Source organism: Paraglaciecola sp. L3A3 (assembly GCF_009796765.1).
In the GTDB taxonomy this organism is placed as follows: Bacteria; Pseudomonadota; Gammaproteobacteria; order Enterobacterales; family Alteromonadaceae; genus Paraglaciecola.
Genome location: NZ_CP047023.1, coordinates 4,176,843 through 4,192,211 on the forward strand (window position 1 = coordinate 4,176,843; position 15,369 = coordinate 4,192,211).

At 38.4% G+C, this 15,369-nt stretch carries 15 protein-coding genes; 6 read left to right on the top strand and 9 right to left on the bottom strand.

The window, feature by feature from the left end:
• Genes GQR87_RS17390 through zwf form a run of 4 tightly spaced genes read right to left on the bottom strand, consistent with a single transcriptional unit; the run spans position 1 to position 4,989 of the window.
• Positions 1-954, bottom strand: coding sequence for a glucokinase (locus GQR87_RS17390; RefSeq protein WP_158971534.1), 954 nt, complete (start codon positions 952-954; stop codon positions 1-3).
• Positions 955-958: 4 nt separating this feature from the next.
• Positions 959-2,779: a phosphogluconate dehydratase gene (gene edd / locus GQR87_RS17395; RefSeq protein ID WP_158971536.1), complete on the bottom strand. Its 1,821-nt coding sequence runs from the start codon at positions 2,777-2,779 to the stop codon at positions 959-961.
• 27 nt (positions 2,780-2,806) lie between these two features.
• Positions 2,807-3,499, bottom strand: a complete 693-nt coding sequence (gene pgl / locus GQR87_RS17400) for a 6-phosphogluconolactonase (protein ID WP_158971538.1) — start codon at positions 3,497-3,499, stop codon at positions 2,807-2,809.
• The gene (gene zwf, locus GQR87_RS17405) at positions 3,499-4,989 is read right to left on the bottom strand and encodes a glucose-6-phosphate dehydrogenase (RefSeq protein ID WP_158971540.1); all 1,491 of its coding nucleotides are present in this window, start codon (positions 4,987-4,989) and stop codon (positions 3,499-3,501) included. Before zwf ends, pgl begins: the two co-directional genes overlap by 1 nt.
• 280 nt (positions 4,990-5,269) lie before the next feature.
• On the opposite strand from zwf, the gene GQR87_RS17410 reads away from it, so the two are divergent.
• Positions 5,270-6,115: a MurR/RpiR family transcriptional regulator gene (locus tag GQR87_RS17410; RefSeq protein ID WP_158971542.1), complete on the top strand. Its 846-nt coding sequence runs from the start codon at positions 5,270-5,272 to the stop codon at positions 6,113-6,115.
• 240 nt (positions 6,116-6,355) lie between these two features.
• Entirely contained in the window at positions 6,356-7,789 is a 1,434-nt protein-coding gene (gene pyk / locus GQR87_RS17415; RefSeq protein WP_158971544.1) for a pyruvate kinase, read from the top strand.
• 87 nt (positions 7,790-7,876) lie between these two features.
• Here the strand turns inward: pyk and GQR87_RS17420 are convergent, their stop codons facing one another.
• The 3 genes from GQR87_RS17420 to rsmI form a co-directional block, all read right to left on the bottom strand.
• Positions 7,877-8,542, bottom strand: coding sequence for a 2OG-Fe(II) oxygenase (locus tag GQR87_RS17420; RefSeq protein WP_158971546.1), 666 nt, complete (start codon positions 8,540-8,542; stop codon positions 7,877-7,879).
• A gap of 564 nt (positions 8,543-9,106) precedes the next feature.
• Positions 9,107-9,628, bottom strand: coding sequence for a hypothetical protein (locus GQR87_RS17425; protein WP_158971548.1), 522 nt, complete (start codon positions 9,626-9,628; stop codon positions 9,107-9,109).
• Between the two features lie 77 nt (positions 9,629-9,705).
• Positions 9,706-10,539: a 16S rRNA (cytidine(1402)-2'-O)-methyltransferase gene (rsmI, locus tag GQR87_RS17430; protein ID WP_158971550.1), complete on the bottom strand. Its 834-nt coding sequence runs from the start codon at positions 10,537-10,539 to the stop codon at positions 9,706-9,708.
• A gap of 138 nt (positions 10,540-10,677) precedes the next feature.
• Here rsmI and GQR87_RS17435 point away from each other — a divergent pair, with 138 nt between their 5' ends.
• The 4 genes from GQR87_RS17435 to GQR87_RS17450 are packed head-to-tail and all read left to right on the top strand — an operon-like array spanning position 10,678 to position 14,154.
• Complete coding sequence (locus GQR87_RS17435) at positions 10,678-12,579, top strand: penicillin-binding protein activator (protein WP_233267306.1); 1,902 nt, start codon at positions 10,678-10,680, stop codon at positions 12,577-12,579.
• Entirely contained in the window at positions 12,566-12,946 is a 381-nt protein-coding gene (locus GQR87_RS17440; RefSeq protein WP_158971554.1) for a YraN family protein, read from the top strand. The genes GQR87_RS17435 and GQR87_RS17440 overlap by 14 nt, the downstream gene beginning before the upstream one ends.
• 36 nt (positions 12,947-12,982) lie before the next feature.
• On the top strand, positions 12,983-13,576 hold the full coding sequence (locus GQR87_RS17445; RefSeq protein ID WP_158971556.1) for a phosphoheptose isomerase: 594 nt from the start codon (positions 12,983-12,985) through the stop codon (positions 13,574-13,576).
• Positions 13,577-13,581: 5 nt separating this feature from the next.
• Positions 13,582-14,154 carry a BON domain-containing protein gene (locus GQR87_RS17450; RefSeq protein ID WP_158971558.1) on the top strand — a complete coding sequence of 191 codons (573 nt, stop codon included), beginning with the start codon at positions 13,582-13,584 and terminating at the stop codon, positions 14,152-14,154.
• Positions 14,155-14,221: 67 nt separating this feature from the next.
• Here GQR87_RS17450 and GQR87_RS17455 read toward each other — a convergent pair whose 3' ends face one another.
• Positions 14,222-14,635 carry a ClpXP protease specificity-enhancing factor gene (locus GQR87_RS17455; RefSeq protein ID WP_158971560.1) on the bottom strand — a complete coding sequence of 138 codons (414 nt, stop codon included), beginning with the start codon at positions 14,633-14,635 and terminating at the stop codon, positions 14,222-14,224.
• Between the two features lie 27 nt (positions 14,636-14,662).
• Positions 14,663-15,295, bottom strand: coding sequence for a stringent starvation protein SspA (gene sspA / locus GQR87_RS17460; RefSeq protein WP_158971562.1), 633 nt, complete (start codon positions 15,293-15,295; stop codon positions 14,663-14,665).
• Between the last annotated feature and the right edge of the window lie 74 nt (positions 15,296-15,369).

The window sequence follows — 15,369 nt, forward strand, 5'->3', positions numbered from 1 at the left end:
TTAACCTTTACAATTTTGATTTAAATAGGCCATTGCGCCGATCAAGCCATGATCGGGCTCAGTGATAATAAAAGTCGGTATTCCGGCTACGTAGTCACGAAAACGACCCTTAGCTTCAAACCGATTTCTAAAACCACTTTCTCGAATAAAGTCGGTGAAACGGGGGGCAATGCCACCACCAATATATACGCCACCACGCGTCCCCAAATTAAGGGCAAGATTTCCAGCAAAGCTACCCAAAACTTTGCTGAATTGGGCTAAGGTAGCGACACACAAGTCACAGCTACCATCTAGCGCCGATTCGGTAATATCAGCAGCTTCAGTTAAAGGAAAATCAACCCCTCTATACTCAGCTATAGCTTGATATATATGAACTAAACCTCGACCTGATAACACTTCCTCAGCAGAAGCATGGCCAAACTTTTTAGTTAAGAATTGCAAAATAGCAATATCGACTTCATCTACGGCGGCAAAATCCACATGACCACCTTCGCCATCCAATGCTAACCAACCTTGTACTGCAGGCGTTAAATGTTTCACCCCTAAACCAGTACCTGGACCAAACACTGCAATATTTTCATTTTCAATAATTTGACCGGGACCAATTTGTACTTTTTGTTCATCGGTTAAAACAGTGACAGCATAAGCCACAGCTGTGAAATCATTGATCACACCTAACCAAGTTAAGCCTAAATCAGCCTGTAATTCTTTAACAGAAAACTGCCAACTATTATTGGTCATACTGATAGTGTCGCTGGTCACCGGGCAAGCCACACCTAAACAACCTGAAGTAAATGTCACTTCTGGATATTCAGCAAAATACTTGTTGATGACTTCACCAATAGTAGCGTAATCACTACACAAATATTTACGAATATGGCTCAATTGGCCGTTATCAATTTGTGCAAGACGGATATTAGTTCCGCCTACATCGGCAACGAAGTTAGCAGACATTGACTTATTCCTGTCCGAAAAATAATGAACAGGCACCTTCTTCGGCACCTGTTAGTGTATTACGTAAACCGGCGAACATTTCACGGCCCATACCGATTTGATTTGAAGTCACATCTAACACCTTAGCTTCACGTTTAGCTAATTCATCATCACTAACTAAGACGTCTAACGCGCCAGTTTCAGTATTTAACTCAACCATATCGCCAGTTTTCAACTTAGCCAACATCCCACCTTTAATCGCTTCAGGCGTCACATGAATGGCAGCAGGTACTTTACCTGAGGCACCAGACATACGTCCATCAGTGACTAATGCGACTTTAAAACCACGATCTTGTAATACGGCTAGTGGCGGAGTCAAACTATGTAGTTCAGGCATACCGACAGCAACAGGACCTTGGAAACGGACCACAACAACACAGTCTTTTTCTAATTCACCCGCTTTAAAAGCTGCATGTAATTCATGTTGATCTTCAAAGACCACTGCAGGTGCTTTAATATGACAATGAGGCGTTTTAAGGGCTGATATTTTCATAACTGCTCGTCCTAAATTACCTGATAATACAGATAATCCACCGTCAACTTTGAAGGGCTCTTTGACACTGGCGATAACTTGTTTATCGAAAGATTCAGTCGGCCCATCACGCCACACTAACTCGCCATTTTCTAACATAGGCTCTTTAGTGTATTGCTCTAAACCTTGACCACAAATGGTCAACACATCATTGTGTAACAAACCACCTTCTAATAATTCTTTAAACAATAACGCCATACCACCGGCAGCAGTAAAGTGATTAATGTCTGCAGAACCATTAGGGTATATACGAGTTAATAAAGGAACTGCACTTGATATATCAGCGAAATCATCCCAATTAATGATAAAACCAGCCGCTTTAGCCACTGCTACTAAGTGCATAGTGTGATTAGTTGAACCACCTGTTGCCAACAATGCAACTAGTCCATTAACAATAGATTTAGCGTCAACAATTTTACCTATTGGACGATATTCAGTGCCTAAGTCAGTAATGCGTGTTATTTGTCGAGCTGCAGCATCGGTTAATGCATCACGTAAGGGAGTACCTGGGTTTACAAACGATGATCCAGGTAAATGCAATCCCATTGTCTCAACTACTAACTGATTACTGTTCGCAGTACCATAAAAGGTACAAGTACCAGCTGAGTGATAAGATTTAGATTCAGCATCTAATAATTCAGCTCGACCTACTTTGCCTTCAGCATATGCTTGACGCACACGGGCTTTTTCTTTGTTTGGAAGACCTGAAGGCATAGGACCTGCAGGGACAAATATAGTTGGTAAATGACCAAAACTAAGCGCGCCCATTAATAAACCAGGTACGATTTTATCGCAAATCCCTAACATCAATGAACCGTCAAACATATTATGAGACAGGCCAACCGCAGTTGACATAGCAATCACATCGCGGCTCAATAAGCTTAGATCCATGCCAGGTGTACCTTGAGTCACACCATCACACATAGCAGGAACGCCACCAGCATGTTGAGCAATGCTGCCAACTGCCGCTATGGCTTTTTTTAGTTTAGCGGGATAATCTTCATATGGCTGATGTGCTGATAACATATCATTGTATGAAGAAACTATGGCGATATTCGCCTTAGTCATACTCGTTAAATCAGCCTTAACTTCACTACTACAAGCAGCAAAACCATGGGCTAAATTACCACAAGACAATACGCCTCTATGGGGCCCTTTCAAACGAGCAGCTTCAATTTTTTCTAAATATGCTTTACGCGTGTGCTGACTGCGTTCAATAATTCGTTCTGTTACTTCTTGGATAAGAGTGTTCACAATTGTCTCCTAACGTTTAAACGTTAATTATGGCGCCCACATTAATTTAACTTCGGCATTCTTAATTACGGCGCGAATAGGCATAGCTAATTCATCGTCACCAGACATCACAGTTTCTAACACTGTTTTTTTGCCTTCGCCTGTTAAATGTAAAAATATCTGTTTGCTGTTCAATAGACCAGGTAAAGTTAAAGACATTCTCTGATTAGGCGCGGAAGTGGGTTGCACTGCAATGTAGGCATTCTCTGATTCTAAATCTAAGCCGGCAGCAATCTGTTCTGAGCAAGGGAATAATGACGCAGTGTGTCCGTCTTCCCCCATACCTAAAATTACAACATCAAAAGGTGTATGCATACTTTGTAAATTAGCAGTACATTCTTGTACTGCATCTTCAGCATTTGCATGTTGTGTCTTAAGTGGCACAAAATTGGCGCTCGCAGCATTATTAACTAGTAACTTAGCACGTAACATTTTTTCGTTAGAAGCCTCATCAGAATTATCAACCCAACGCTCGTCAGCTAAACTGATATCAACTTTATCCCATTCTAAATTTGCATTAGACAAAGCAGTGAATAGCTCGGCCGGAGTTTTACCACCAGATACAATTAAACTAGCTCGACCATTCTCTTCGATTCCAGCTCTTAATAAGCGACAAATGTTTCCAGCAAATGATCTATTTAACTGTTTTGTATTTGTATATAACGATTTCATTAATGCCATTATTTTTTCCCTGCGCGACTTTCAAACCATGCTCTATCTTCACGAGCTAATAATGCGATAGAAGATACAGGTCCCCAAGTACCAGCTTGATAGGGTTCTGGCGCTTCATTACTATGTGCCCAAGCAGCCAAAATACCATCAACCCAAGTCCAAGCGGCCTCAACTTCATCACGACGTACGAATAACGATTGATTTCCCATCATCACTTCAAGAAGTAATTTTTCGTAGGCATCTGCAATACGATCATCTTTAAAGGTTTCAGAGAAACTCAAGTTTAATTTTGATTTTTGTAGATCCATATGACCAGTACCGGTTAAACCTGGCACTTTATTCATAACAGTAACTTCTACACCTTCATCGGGCTGTAATCTAATAGTCAACTTATTTGGCGGCAACTGAGGAAAGCTAGCTTTAAATAAGTTATGTGGCTGACGTTTAAAGAAAATATTTACTTCACTAGTCTTATTAGGTAAGCGCTTACCAGTTCTCAAGTAGAAAGGTACACCAGCCCAACGCCAGTTATCTATTTCAACTTTTAATGCGATAAATGTTTCTGTTGTGCTTTCTTGGTTAGCATCAGGTTCATCTAAATAACCAGGCACTTCTTGGCCCTTAATAAAGCCTTCAACATATTGCCCACGTACTGTGTTTTGACGAACATTCGAAGCATCAATCGGACGTAATGCTTTTAAAACTTTAAGTTTTTCGTTACGAATATTCGTAGCGTCTAAGGTAGCCGGTGGTTCCATAGCAATCAAAGTCAAAATTTGTAATAGGTGGTTTTGCACCATATCACGCATTTGCCCAGCTTCGTCGAAATAGCCCCAACGCCCTTCAATACCAACAGACTCAGCCACACTGATTTGTACATGATCAATACAGTTATGATCCCAGTTAGTGGCAAAAATTGAGTTAGCGAAGCGCAATGCCACTAAGTTCAGAACCGTTTCTTTACCTAGATAATGGTCAATTCGATAAATCTGGCGCTCTTCAAAAAACTCTGCCACTTGGTCGTTAATAACTTTTGACGATTCCAAGTCATGACCAATTGGCTTTTCAAGAACAACACGCATGCTTTTATCAATAATTTTTGCTGCTTTAAGGCCGCGACAAATATCACCGAAAATAGAAGGAGGGGTGGCAAAATAACAAACCATAATCCGTTTTGGATCGACGATTTCTTTAAAAGCTTTATAACTTTCGATATTTTTCATATCGACACAGGCGTAATCTAATTTCTCTTGGAAACGCCCCCATGTTTCTGCACACAACGCTTCTTTAGAGAACTTTTCAATATTCTCTTTCACCAATGCCACATATTCTTCTTTGCTGATATCTTGACGAGCCACACCAATAATTTTGGTGTCGGCATGGATCAAGTCGGCTTTTTCAAGTTGATATAGGGAGGGTAAAAGTTTACGTCTTGCTAGGTCACCTTTGGTACCAAACAATACAAAATCGCAAGGTTCGAATGAATTTTCCAAAACCATTTTTTATCTACCTACTTAATATAGTTTAAATATAGTTGCCTGCTTCCCCTGTGATACACACTGAGAAGCAGAATTATGATGTAAAATTTAACACAAAATGTAGTAAAATTACAACTTTCATGCCAGTTTGACTGGCTAAATTCTAGGTTTTAGGCCTTTATTCGCCTAATTTAGAAAGATTTTCTGTTAAAAAATTACAACTCTAGTACCCTTATCTTAAGTGAGAGAGTTAATGTAACTTTCTATAGTGGACAATTATAATGAAGTTTTTAGTATAAGTATGAATATTCTAGAAAAAATAACACATCACGACTCTGCATTCAGTAAATCTGAACGTAAAGTAGCAGAAGTCATTATGAACAGCCCACAAACTGCTATCCACTGCAGTATTGCGACCTTAGCTAAAATGTCAGGAGTTAGCGAACCCACAGTTAATCGATTTTGTCGACGACTTGACACTAAAGGTTTCCCAGATTTTAAACTACATTTAGCTCAAAGTCTTGCCAATGGTACGCCATACGTAAACCGACATGTAGATGAGAATGATGGCACCGAAGAATATACAAAAAAGATATTCGAATCGACCATGGCATCCTTAGAAGTTGCAAGACAATCAGTTGATATTAGCACGATAAATAGAGCGGTAGACCTCCTCACTCAAGCACAAAAAATCTCATTTTTTGGTTTAGGAGCCTCTGCTTCTGTAGCTCATGATGCATTGAATAAATTTTTCAGATTCAACGTTCCCGTTGTTTACTTTGAAGATATATTAATGCAGCGTATGAGTTGTATGAATTGTGGTGAAGATGATGTAGTAGTACTTATTTCTCATACGGGACGAACCAAAAGTTTAGTAGAAATAGCACAAATTGCCCGCAGTAATGATGCCACTGTAATGGGTATAACATCTAAAGACAGTCCATTAGCTAAAGAATGTAATTTAGTATTATCTCTTGAAGTACCAGAAGACACAGATATGTATATGCCAATGGCTTCAAGAATCGCACAATTAACCTTAATCGACATTTTAGCAACAGGATTTACCCTGAGACGTGGAAACAAGTTCCGTGAAAACTTAAAACGGGTAAAAGATACGTTAAGAGGTTCTAGGTTTGATAAGTCATAGAACTTAATTTCATAAAAAAAAAGATAAACACCCCACAACAGTTATAAGTAATTTCACATTTTGCATTTTTTTTACTATGATTTTTCGTAATTAAATTACAATTTTGTTAATTTACAACTAACGACTTGGTTAGTTGTAATAAAAAGATTAAACTTGTTGGAATTAATTCCCCTTTTCATTGCCATTAGGCAGCAATGAAAAAGGTCATAAATTTGCCATAACAACAGAGCACTAAATACTATGTTAAGACGCACAAAAATCCTCGCTACACTTGGTCCATCTACTGATACAGTGGAACAAATAGAAGCAATCATCCAAGCTGGCACCAATGTAGTAAGAATGAACTTCTCTCATGGTACTGCCGAAGATCATATAAACCGTGCTAATAAAGTACGTGCAGCAGCAAAAAAATTAGGGAAATATGTCGCCATCTTAGGTGACTTGCAAGGTCCTAAAATTCGTGTTGCGAAATTTGTAAACAGTTCAATTATCTTAAAGATAGGTGATCATTTTATCCTAGATGCCGATATGGGTCGTGATGAAGGTACCCAAGAAGCTGTTGGTATAGATTATAAAGCCCTGCCACAAGACGTTAGCGATGGCGACGTATTGTTATTGGATGATGGTCGTATTCAATTAAAAGTGACCAGTGTTGAAGGTAATAAAGTGCATACTGTCGTAACCGTTGCCGGTAAATTATCTAATAACAAAGGTATCAACCGTCAAGGCGGTGGATTGTCTGCTGAAGCACTAACAGAAAAAGACAAAAAAGATATCGTTACTGCCGCTGAAATCGGCGTAGATTATCTTGCAGTATCATTTCCTCGTTCAGGTGCTGATTTAGACTACGCACGTCAGCTTGCAGTAAAAGCCGGTTGTAATGCATTAATCTGTGCCAAAGTAGAACGTGCTGAAACTGTTGCTTCTGATGAAGCTATCGACGATATCATTAGAGCATCTGATGCAGTTATGGTTGCCCGTGGTGACTTAGGTGTTGAGATTGGTGACGCTGAACTTGTAGGCGTACAGAAAAAACTGATTGCGCGTTCAAGACAGTTAAATAAAATTGTTATCACTGCGACCCAGATGATGGAATCGATGATTACTAGTCCAATGCCGACTCGTGCGGAAGTAATGGATGTGGCAAACGCTGTGCTTGATGGCACAGATGCTGTGATGTTATCAGCTGAAACAGCTGCTGGTGAATTTCCAGTCGAAACAGTAGAAGCTATGGCTCGTGTTTGTATCGGAGCCGAAACTCACCCAAGTGTGACTATTTCAAAACACCGTATGGATCAAACATTCAGTACGGTTAGCGAAACAGTTGCCTTAAGTGCAGTTTATTCGGCAAACCATTTGAAAACAATAAAAGCTATTGTAGCCCTGACTGAGAGTGGCTCAACGCCATTATTAATGTCGCGTATTACTACAAATTTGCCTATTTATGCATTTGCTAGACACGAGGGAACATTGAATAAAATGGCTCTTTATCGTGGTGTTAAGCCTGTCTTTTTCGATTCAAGAGACAGCGATCCAGGTCAGCTTAAAAATGATGTAGTTGCAGTATTGCTAGAAAAAGGATTACTAGAAAAAGGTGATCAATTCATCATGACTTATGGTGATGTCATGGAAACAATTGGCGGCACTAACGCAAGTAAAATAGTTATTGTTTAAATACTATTTCAATCGCGCTTAAGACGTGAATAATACAAAAAACGAGCCTAACACTGGCTCGTTTTTTTTATCTAATACCAATCTATATTATCTAGATGGATCAAGCTGCCCCTGAATACAGGCATTAATGCGAAACCAACCGGCAATACTAAATCTATCTTTATGACTCACTTTGACTTCATGGGGGAAGACATCACTTAAAAAAATCACACATTGATTAAATACAGGTAAAATAATATCTGCCACAGAATTGTCTTTTTCTGCATAAAGCACCAGCTCTCCACCATCTGTTTTTAACCAGTCGTGATTAAGATAATAAACCGTGCTTAAGATCCGATTACTTTGTCCTTTAAAGGCATCTATATGAGTTTTATAGAAATCCCCGTCTTTGTAATGAGAAAAGTGACTTTCAAAATCGAATAAGCCCATAAATAACCTACGATTTAAGCCAATTCTCAATAGCTCCATAAACTCTAGATATTGCCTTTGCCCTTCACTTGTCCCATTTAGCCACAAAGTCTTATCCGTTCGAATTCGGGTATTGATTTGCTGATCAGTTTTACGCCCAATACCTGCGATAGTAAATTTATTAGTCGCTAAATTTTGTGCTTCTTCTAACAACAACTGAGCTAACTCTGCAGGTAAAAAATCTGCGAGCATGACAAAACCTTTTATAGTTAAATATTCAGCTATCGTATCCACTTGTAATTCAAATAATTGCCTATCATGCTGAGGCTTAATTTCTATCTTCATTTTAATAATTGCATACCTAAAACCACACAGACAACGCCAACAAAATACATCCAAGTAATTGGCTCATATAACAAATAATTTGGGAACATAATTGTCATCAAAAGACCTACTGATCCCACTACCTATGCTTTACTTACATCTATTATTATATTCCGCCACTGAACAACCATGACCGAGTAAGAGTGCAGGCTATAGCCATAATGGCACAACATAATCAAAAACAGATTGAAACTCTGTAGGCCATAGATCCGCTCAAACTATGGATTAACATAATAACCAGCCCCCAACCGCATCCACTTTATATAAATGAACAACAGTGAAGGTAGTTAATAGTCAGAATGAGGTAAATAGAATGGTACTTGGACTGTTTACTCATTAAGTAATCAGCTAAACACCAGCGATCTAGATAACTAGATGCCAACGTTTATGAATAGAATTGATATTGAAAATAAGTGACTTAGACATTTATTCGCTATAAAAAGATTATTTCCCAATAATGACGGCGTAAAATAACGAACAATGAATAGGATTACCACTTATTTAAATTGTTATTTACCTTGAACTTTACGTATGAGTCGATTGGCTGAATGACATTTTTTGTGTGGTAACAAAAGTGCTTTGTATTAATGCGGCATCACTACTTGCTCTGTGACGTCTGATATTCATATTCTCACAAACTTTATCTTTTGTTACATGCCATACTGACATTTGTTGTTCGTTTAAAATCATTTCTAAAGGGCTGATAGTGAATTTCATAGGAATTTTGGCGCCATCAAATAATTTAATTAACCATGGTTGGTCTACCACCCAGCCGTCTGAATAGACAACCTGATTTTTTAAGAAGACATTGAGATCTAGACATAACTGTACAACAGACTCGCCTTTTGCTTGCAAAAGTTCTCGGCTAATTCCATGTAAACTTTCAGCTTTAACATCCCAATGCTCCCAACCTATAACGGGTTTAACAAGGCGGCAAAATTTCTGTCCTTGAGTATTTACCACACCCACCTCTATTGGATAACTGAATGCGCCAAAACCACTTGCTTCAATATCAATTATATTCGGTACAAATAATCGTTGTTTCACTTCTAACTATTCCTGGTACAAACATCAAAAACAAGCCTCTTACTGCAAATAAAATGACAGCCCCTGTATCCATATATTTATAAGTCTAAACCTATTTGGTAAAGATGATTCTTCTTTAAACCAAATTGTTCAGCCGTGATCGCAGCCGCCTTTTTTAAGGGTAACACTTTCATTAATAGAGTTAATAACTTTAACGCCTCGGCTGATACTTCAGTTTGATCTGATTTATCACCTGCAACCATTAAAACAAACTCTCCTCTTTGATGATTGATATCTGCTTCTAACCAAGTGATGCATGCCTCAGCAGTATTAGAATAAAAGGTTTCAAAGGTTTTTGTTAATTCCTTGGCCAAAACGATACGACGGTCATTCCCCAGCACTTGAGCTATTAATTTAACTGTATCTAACACTCTTCGAGGTGATTCATAAAACACACAAGTATTCGGTTGTTTTATCAATTTTCCTAAGGCATTTTGTCTGGCGACAGCTTTAACCGGTAAAAAACCTTCAAATTGAAACTTGTCAGTGGCTAAGCCAGCCGCACTTAAAGCTGTAATTGCCGCACAGGGTCCGGGCAAGGGAATCACTTCAACTCCTGCTTCTCGGCATTGACTGACTAAACCATAACCAGGATCACTAATTAAAGGCGTACCTGCATCCGAAATCAAAGCAATGTTTTCCCCTAATTTCAATTTACTAATCAACTGCACTGCACGTTGCGATTCATTATGATCATGTAAAGAAATCAAACGGGTTGAAATATTATAATGCTGCAGCAATTTTTGGCTATGACGGGTATCTTCCGCAGCGATCAAATCAACTTCAGACAAAATACGCAATGCCCTGTGTGTAATATCTTCCAAATTCCCGATAGGCGTGGGTACGATAAAAAGAGTACTAGTTTCAAGCAATTTTTTTCCCCTTAGGAATACACTAAGACTCGTTAACAAATGCGTTAACCGAGTATTCTTGCTAGATATTTATTTCCGATACTATAAACTATTACGCTGTTGATTTTTTGGATATCCGTGATGAGTATGAGAGTTTTTTTGAGTATTTGGGTTGCATTTTTAGTGCTAACATCTTGCACAAATACACCTAAGCCCAAAACCAAAGTAAAAACAGTTGTCATCCCCACCCAAACCACTGAATTAATCAGGGATAGTCAATTTTATTTAGCTGAAGCTCGTCAAGTTTTTAAACAGAACAATGACACTCAACAAAGAGATGAATTACTCATTCAAGCAGCACATATGCTGCACCTTGAACAACAACACGTTAAAAGCATTAATTTATTAAACATTTTGCTCCCAGAATTAAGCAATGAGAAGTTGGTTAGCCAAGCTCACCTAATATTGGCCGAAGCTTATTTCGCAATTTCCCCAGAAAATGCACAACAGTCGGCACAGTTATTATCTAAAGTAGAGCAACAATATGTTGCTAATAGTCGCATGGCAATACTGCGCTCTAGATTATTTTCAGGTAAAAATGAATGGTTGAACGCAGCCAATGAAATAGTGCAAACCAGTTTATCTGATACCGAAAAAAGCGAACAAATTTGGCAAGCAATTAGCCACTTAACCTTAGCTGATTTAGAAAAAGCTCGATGGAAAAATGACAGTTTATTACCTTGGCTCCAACTGGCAATTATTGTCCAGAAATATGCTCTAACTCCGACAAAGTTGAGTCAAGAAGTCGTCAAATGGCAGAAGCAAAACGTGGGCCATGTATTACAACAAAACATCCCTAAAAATATCACCCAAGCAATTGAAATAAAGCCAATTATTTCTAAACGTGTCGCAGTATTACTTCCTTTAACAGGTAGGCTGTCTAGTCAAGGTACTGTAATAAAAGATGGTTTTTTTGCTGCTTATATGGAAGATATTAAAAATTTTACAGCTGCACATAAACAAATTGAAAATAGTGCGCAACAGATTGAAAATGCCTCCTCAAGCTTAGAGATTCACTTCTTTGATTCTGCTCTAAAAACGCCAGAAGAGTTAAACCAACTCGTAGCTGATTATGATGTAGTAGTAGGCCCATTATTAAAAGAAAAGATCGAAGTTTTAAGTAAAATTTTGCCAAAAGATAAAATATTATTGGCGCTGAATCGAATCGATACAGACACAACTAATAAGTCTCCTTCATTACTAGCTGTAGAAAATCCAGTTGAATTAGCAGAACATTACTATTTTTCGTTAGCCCCTGAAGACGAGGCAGAACAACTAGCTCAACACATTCACCAGCGCAAATTAACTAAGCCCATTATATTCGCCGCAAACAACAATGTGACTGAACGAATGGCTCAAGCATTTGTTCAGCAGTGGCAAGCTTTCCCTGAAGTTATCCTGCCGGAAGTAATTATATTTAAAGATAATAAAGACATGCGTAAACAAGTAGCTGAAATGTTAGATGTTGATCAAAGTAAAGCACGGATTAAACAAATTGAATATTTATCTAACGTCGAAGTGTTTGGTGAAGAAAGAAACCGTAGGGACATAGATGCCATTGTCATTTTTGCTAACCCTGAAGAAACTGAATTACTCAATCCAATTATTGAAGCCAGTTTAAGTTCATTTGCCGAAATATCTCTTTCTGTATTCGCCTCATCTCGTAGTTATAGCCAAAGTCAAACTGACGGTAGTTTGAGAGATCTGCGCAATCTTACTTTTACTGACATGCCCTTTTTGTTACCAGAACATAAATGGCCTAAACTCAAAGCACAAATCAACCAATTATGGCCACAACGTAAAGACTCTCTCTTAAGACTGTTTGCCATGGGGTACGATGCTTACAGTTTTATTCCGCAATTACGGCAGCTAGCAGCTTTACCACAATTATCTAGTCCGGGATTAACAGGTGAAATATCAATTACCTCTGGCATGATTAAACGAAAACTACCCTTAGCTCAAATAAGCAGAGATCGGGTAATACGTCTTGAAATGGATTAAACAGGCACTATCACCACTAATTGGTAGTGATGCTGAACGTTACGCACAAAATTACTTGGAACAGCAAGGACTCATTTTTTTGAGTAAAAATTATCGTTGTCGTAGCGGTGAAATTGATTTAATAATGCAAGATGAAACCGAGCTAGTTTTTATAGAAGTGAAATTTCGTAGTAACCAATCACATGGCACTGCTATTGAATATTTTCATTCATCAAAGCAGCGGAAATTTATTTCAGCTGTAATGTGTTATATGCAAGAAAAAAATTTGAATCCTAGTATTGTTCCACATAGGATTGACCTCATTGGAATTGACAGAAATAATCGTCAACAAAATGTGACCTGGCTAAAAAACATCACTCTAGCTTAGAGCGATTTAGCAGATAAATATTATACAAGGAGCACTATGCTAGAACACATTAAAGCCAATTTTACTGAAAGTATTCAGACAAAAATTGCGGCAATAGAACTATTACCAGAGCCAATATCAAGCGCAACTTTTATGATGGTTAATGCACTGATTAATGGCAACAAAATACTATGCTGTGGTAACGGTGGTTCTGCTGTCAGTGCTCAACACTTTTCTTCTTTAATGCTCAATAAATTTGAACGTGATAGACCTAGTTTGCCATCTATAGCATTAACCGCTGATGGCGCCACTTTGTCATCGATTGCCAATGACTTCGAATTTGACCAAGTTTATTCCAAACAAATTCGAGCATTAGGTCAAGCTGGTGACATTTTATTAGTCATATCGACTAGCGGCAACTCACAGAATGTAGTGAGCGCCATGGAAGCAGCCCTCAGCCGGGATATGACTATTGTTGCCTTAACGGGGAATGATGGGGGTAAAATGGCGGGTTTAGTTGGACCAAATGACGTTGAGATTAGAGTGCCTTCGAAACGAACCTCTAGAATACAAGAAGTACACTATTTAGTTGTACACAGCCTTTGTGATGGAATCGATAATTGTCTTTTCCCAGAAAACATCCAGGAATAATATTCATGTATAAAATAACGACACTTGCCTTCGCCCTTTCCACTACTTTATTGCTTCAAGGATGTGCTGGGTTAATTATTGGCGCTGGTGTAGGTGCAGTATCTGTTGCTCATGATAATCGAACAGTGGGCACTCAACTTGATGATAAAACCACTAGCAGCCGCATAGCTACCACTTTAGGCTCTGATGAATCGATAAAAACGCGAACCAATATATCAATACAAGTTTTTAATGGTACTGCTCTTTTAGTTGGCCAAGCCCCTACCCAAGAACTCATAGTTCATGCAGGAAAACTTGCCGCTTCAGTTCAACATATCAAGAAAATACATAATCAAATTCGTCTAGGTCTGCCTATTCCCCCAAGCGTAACTGCAAACGATTTATGGCTATCTTCAAAAGTAAAAACTAAGCTCATTGCTGATAAAAGAATAGATGGCTTGAACATAGAGATAGAAGTCGAAAATGGTGAGGTATTTTTAATGGGATTGATCAGCCAACAAGAAGCAGACATAGTGGTTGATGTTACTCGCCACGTTGACGGTGTAAAACAAGTTATCAAAGTTTTTGAATATTTATAGCGCTTTTAAAATTGTATAAAAAAAGCGCCTTAACTAAGGCGCTTTTTTATTCGTTTGTTTTATTGTTCTACTTAACCACAGTCAAGGTTGGTTTACCTTTTTTAGGTTTAGCTGCCGGTGGTTCATTTTTTTCTAACGAGTTTTCCTCGGAAGACTCAGCAGAAGACATATTTTCTTCTACCGTAAATACCGTGCCTGCACCATTTTCTTTAGCATAAATAGCTAAAACTGCTGGGCAAGGAAGCACTAAACTTCTAGGTACACCACCAAAACGAGCTTCAAAAGTAATTTCGTCTAACCCTAATTGTAATTTACCTGTTGATGATGGGGAGACATTTAAAACTATCTGACCATCTTGCACAAACTCCTGAGGTACCTGAGTACCTGGATAATGTGCATCTACCACAACATAAGGAGTGAAATTGTTATCCACTATCCACTCATAAAATGCACGTAACAAATAAGGTTGATTAGGTGTCATGAGTCATTTATCCCGTTATTTTATCACTTACAGTGGATTATGAATTTCACGTTCTTGATCTGTTAGTGACGCTTTAAAAGAAGCGCGTTCAAAGATGCGATTCATATAAGTTCGAACATCTTTACTACCAGTACCAGTCAGTTCAATACCTAATGCAGGCAAACGCCATAATAGAGGTGCTAAATAACAATCTACTAAGCTAAACTCTTCACTCATAAAGTAAGGCGTTTCAGCAAATAAAGGCGCTAAACTCAACAACGCTTCACGTAATTCATTACGCGCAGTTGTTACATCACCTTCAGCTTTCAAAATTTTCTCAGCTAATACATACCAATCATTCTGTATCCGGTGCATAGTCAAACGACTTTGACCACGAGAAACAGGATAAACAGGCATTAGTGGAGGATGAGGAAAACGCTCATCAAGATATTCCATGATGATGTGTGAATTATATAAAACTAATTCTCTATCCACCAAAGTTGGGACAGTTCCATAAGGATTTAGATCAAGTAGATCTTCAGGTAGGTTTGTAGGGTCAGTATAACTAATTTCTACACCCACACCTTTTTCTGCCAACACTATACGTGTTTGGTGACTGTATATGTCTAAAGTATCTGAAAATAACGTCATGATAGAACGTTTATTTGCGGCTACAGCCATTTATATATCTCCTAAATTACCCATTAAATGCATATTTAAGAGTTATGCATCGTCATGGTTATTAACCCACTGCC

Bases quoted from the DNA above. Each gene is read 5' to 3' on its own strand.
- GQR87_RS17420 (WP_158971546.1), bottom strand. From the start codon at position 8,542: ATGAAGATAGAAATTAAGCCTCAGCATGATAGGCAATTATTTGAATTA.
- pgl (WP_158971538.1), bottom strand. From the start codon at position 3,499: ATGGCATTAATGAAATCGTTATATACAAATACAAAACAGTTAAATAGA.
- GQR87_RS17450 (WP_158971558.1), top strand. From the start codon at position 13,582: ATGTATAAAATAACGACACTTGCCTTCGCCCTTTCCACTACTTTATTG.
- GQR87_RS17390 (WP_158971534.1), bottom strand. From the start codon at position 954: ATGTCTGCTAACTTCGTTGCCGATGTAGGCGGAACTAATATCCGTCTT.
- sspA (WP_158971562.1), bottom strand. From the start codon at position 15,295: ATGGCTGTAGCCGCAAATAAACGTTCTATCATGACGTTATTTTCAGAT.
- pyk (WP_158971544.1), top strand. From the start codon at position 6,356: ATGTTAAGACGCACAAAAATCCTCGCTACACTTGGTCCATCTACTGAT.
- zwf (WP_158971540.1), bottom strand. From the start codon at position 4,989: ATGGTTTTGGAAAATTCATTCGAACCTTGCGATTTTGTATTGTTTGGT.
- GQR87_RS17455 (WP_158971560.1), bottom strand. From the start codon at position 14,635: ATGACACCTAATCAACCTTATTTGTTACGTGCATTTTATGAGTGGATA.
- GQR87_RS17445 (WP_158971556.1), top strand. From the start codon at position 12,983: ATGCTAGAACACATTAAAGCCAATTTTACTGAAAGTATTCAGACAAAA.
- GQR87_RS17410 (WP_158971542.1), top strand. From the start codon at position 5,270: ATGAATATTCTAGAAAAAATAACACATCACGACTCTGCATTCAGTAAA.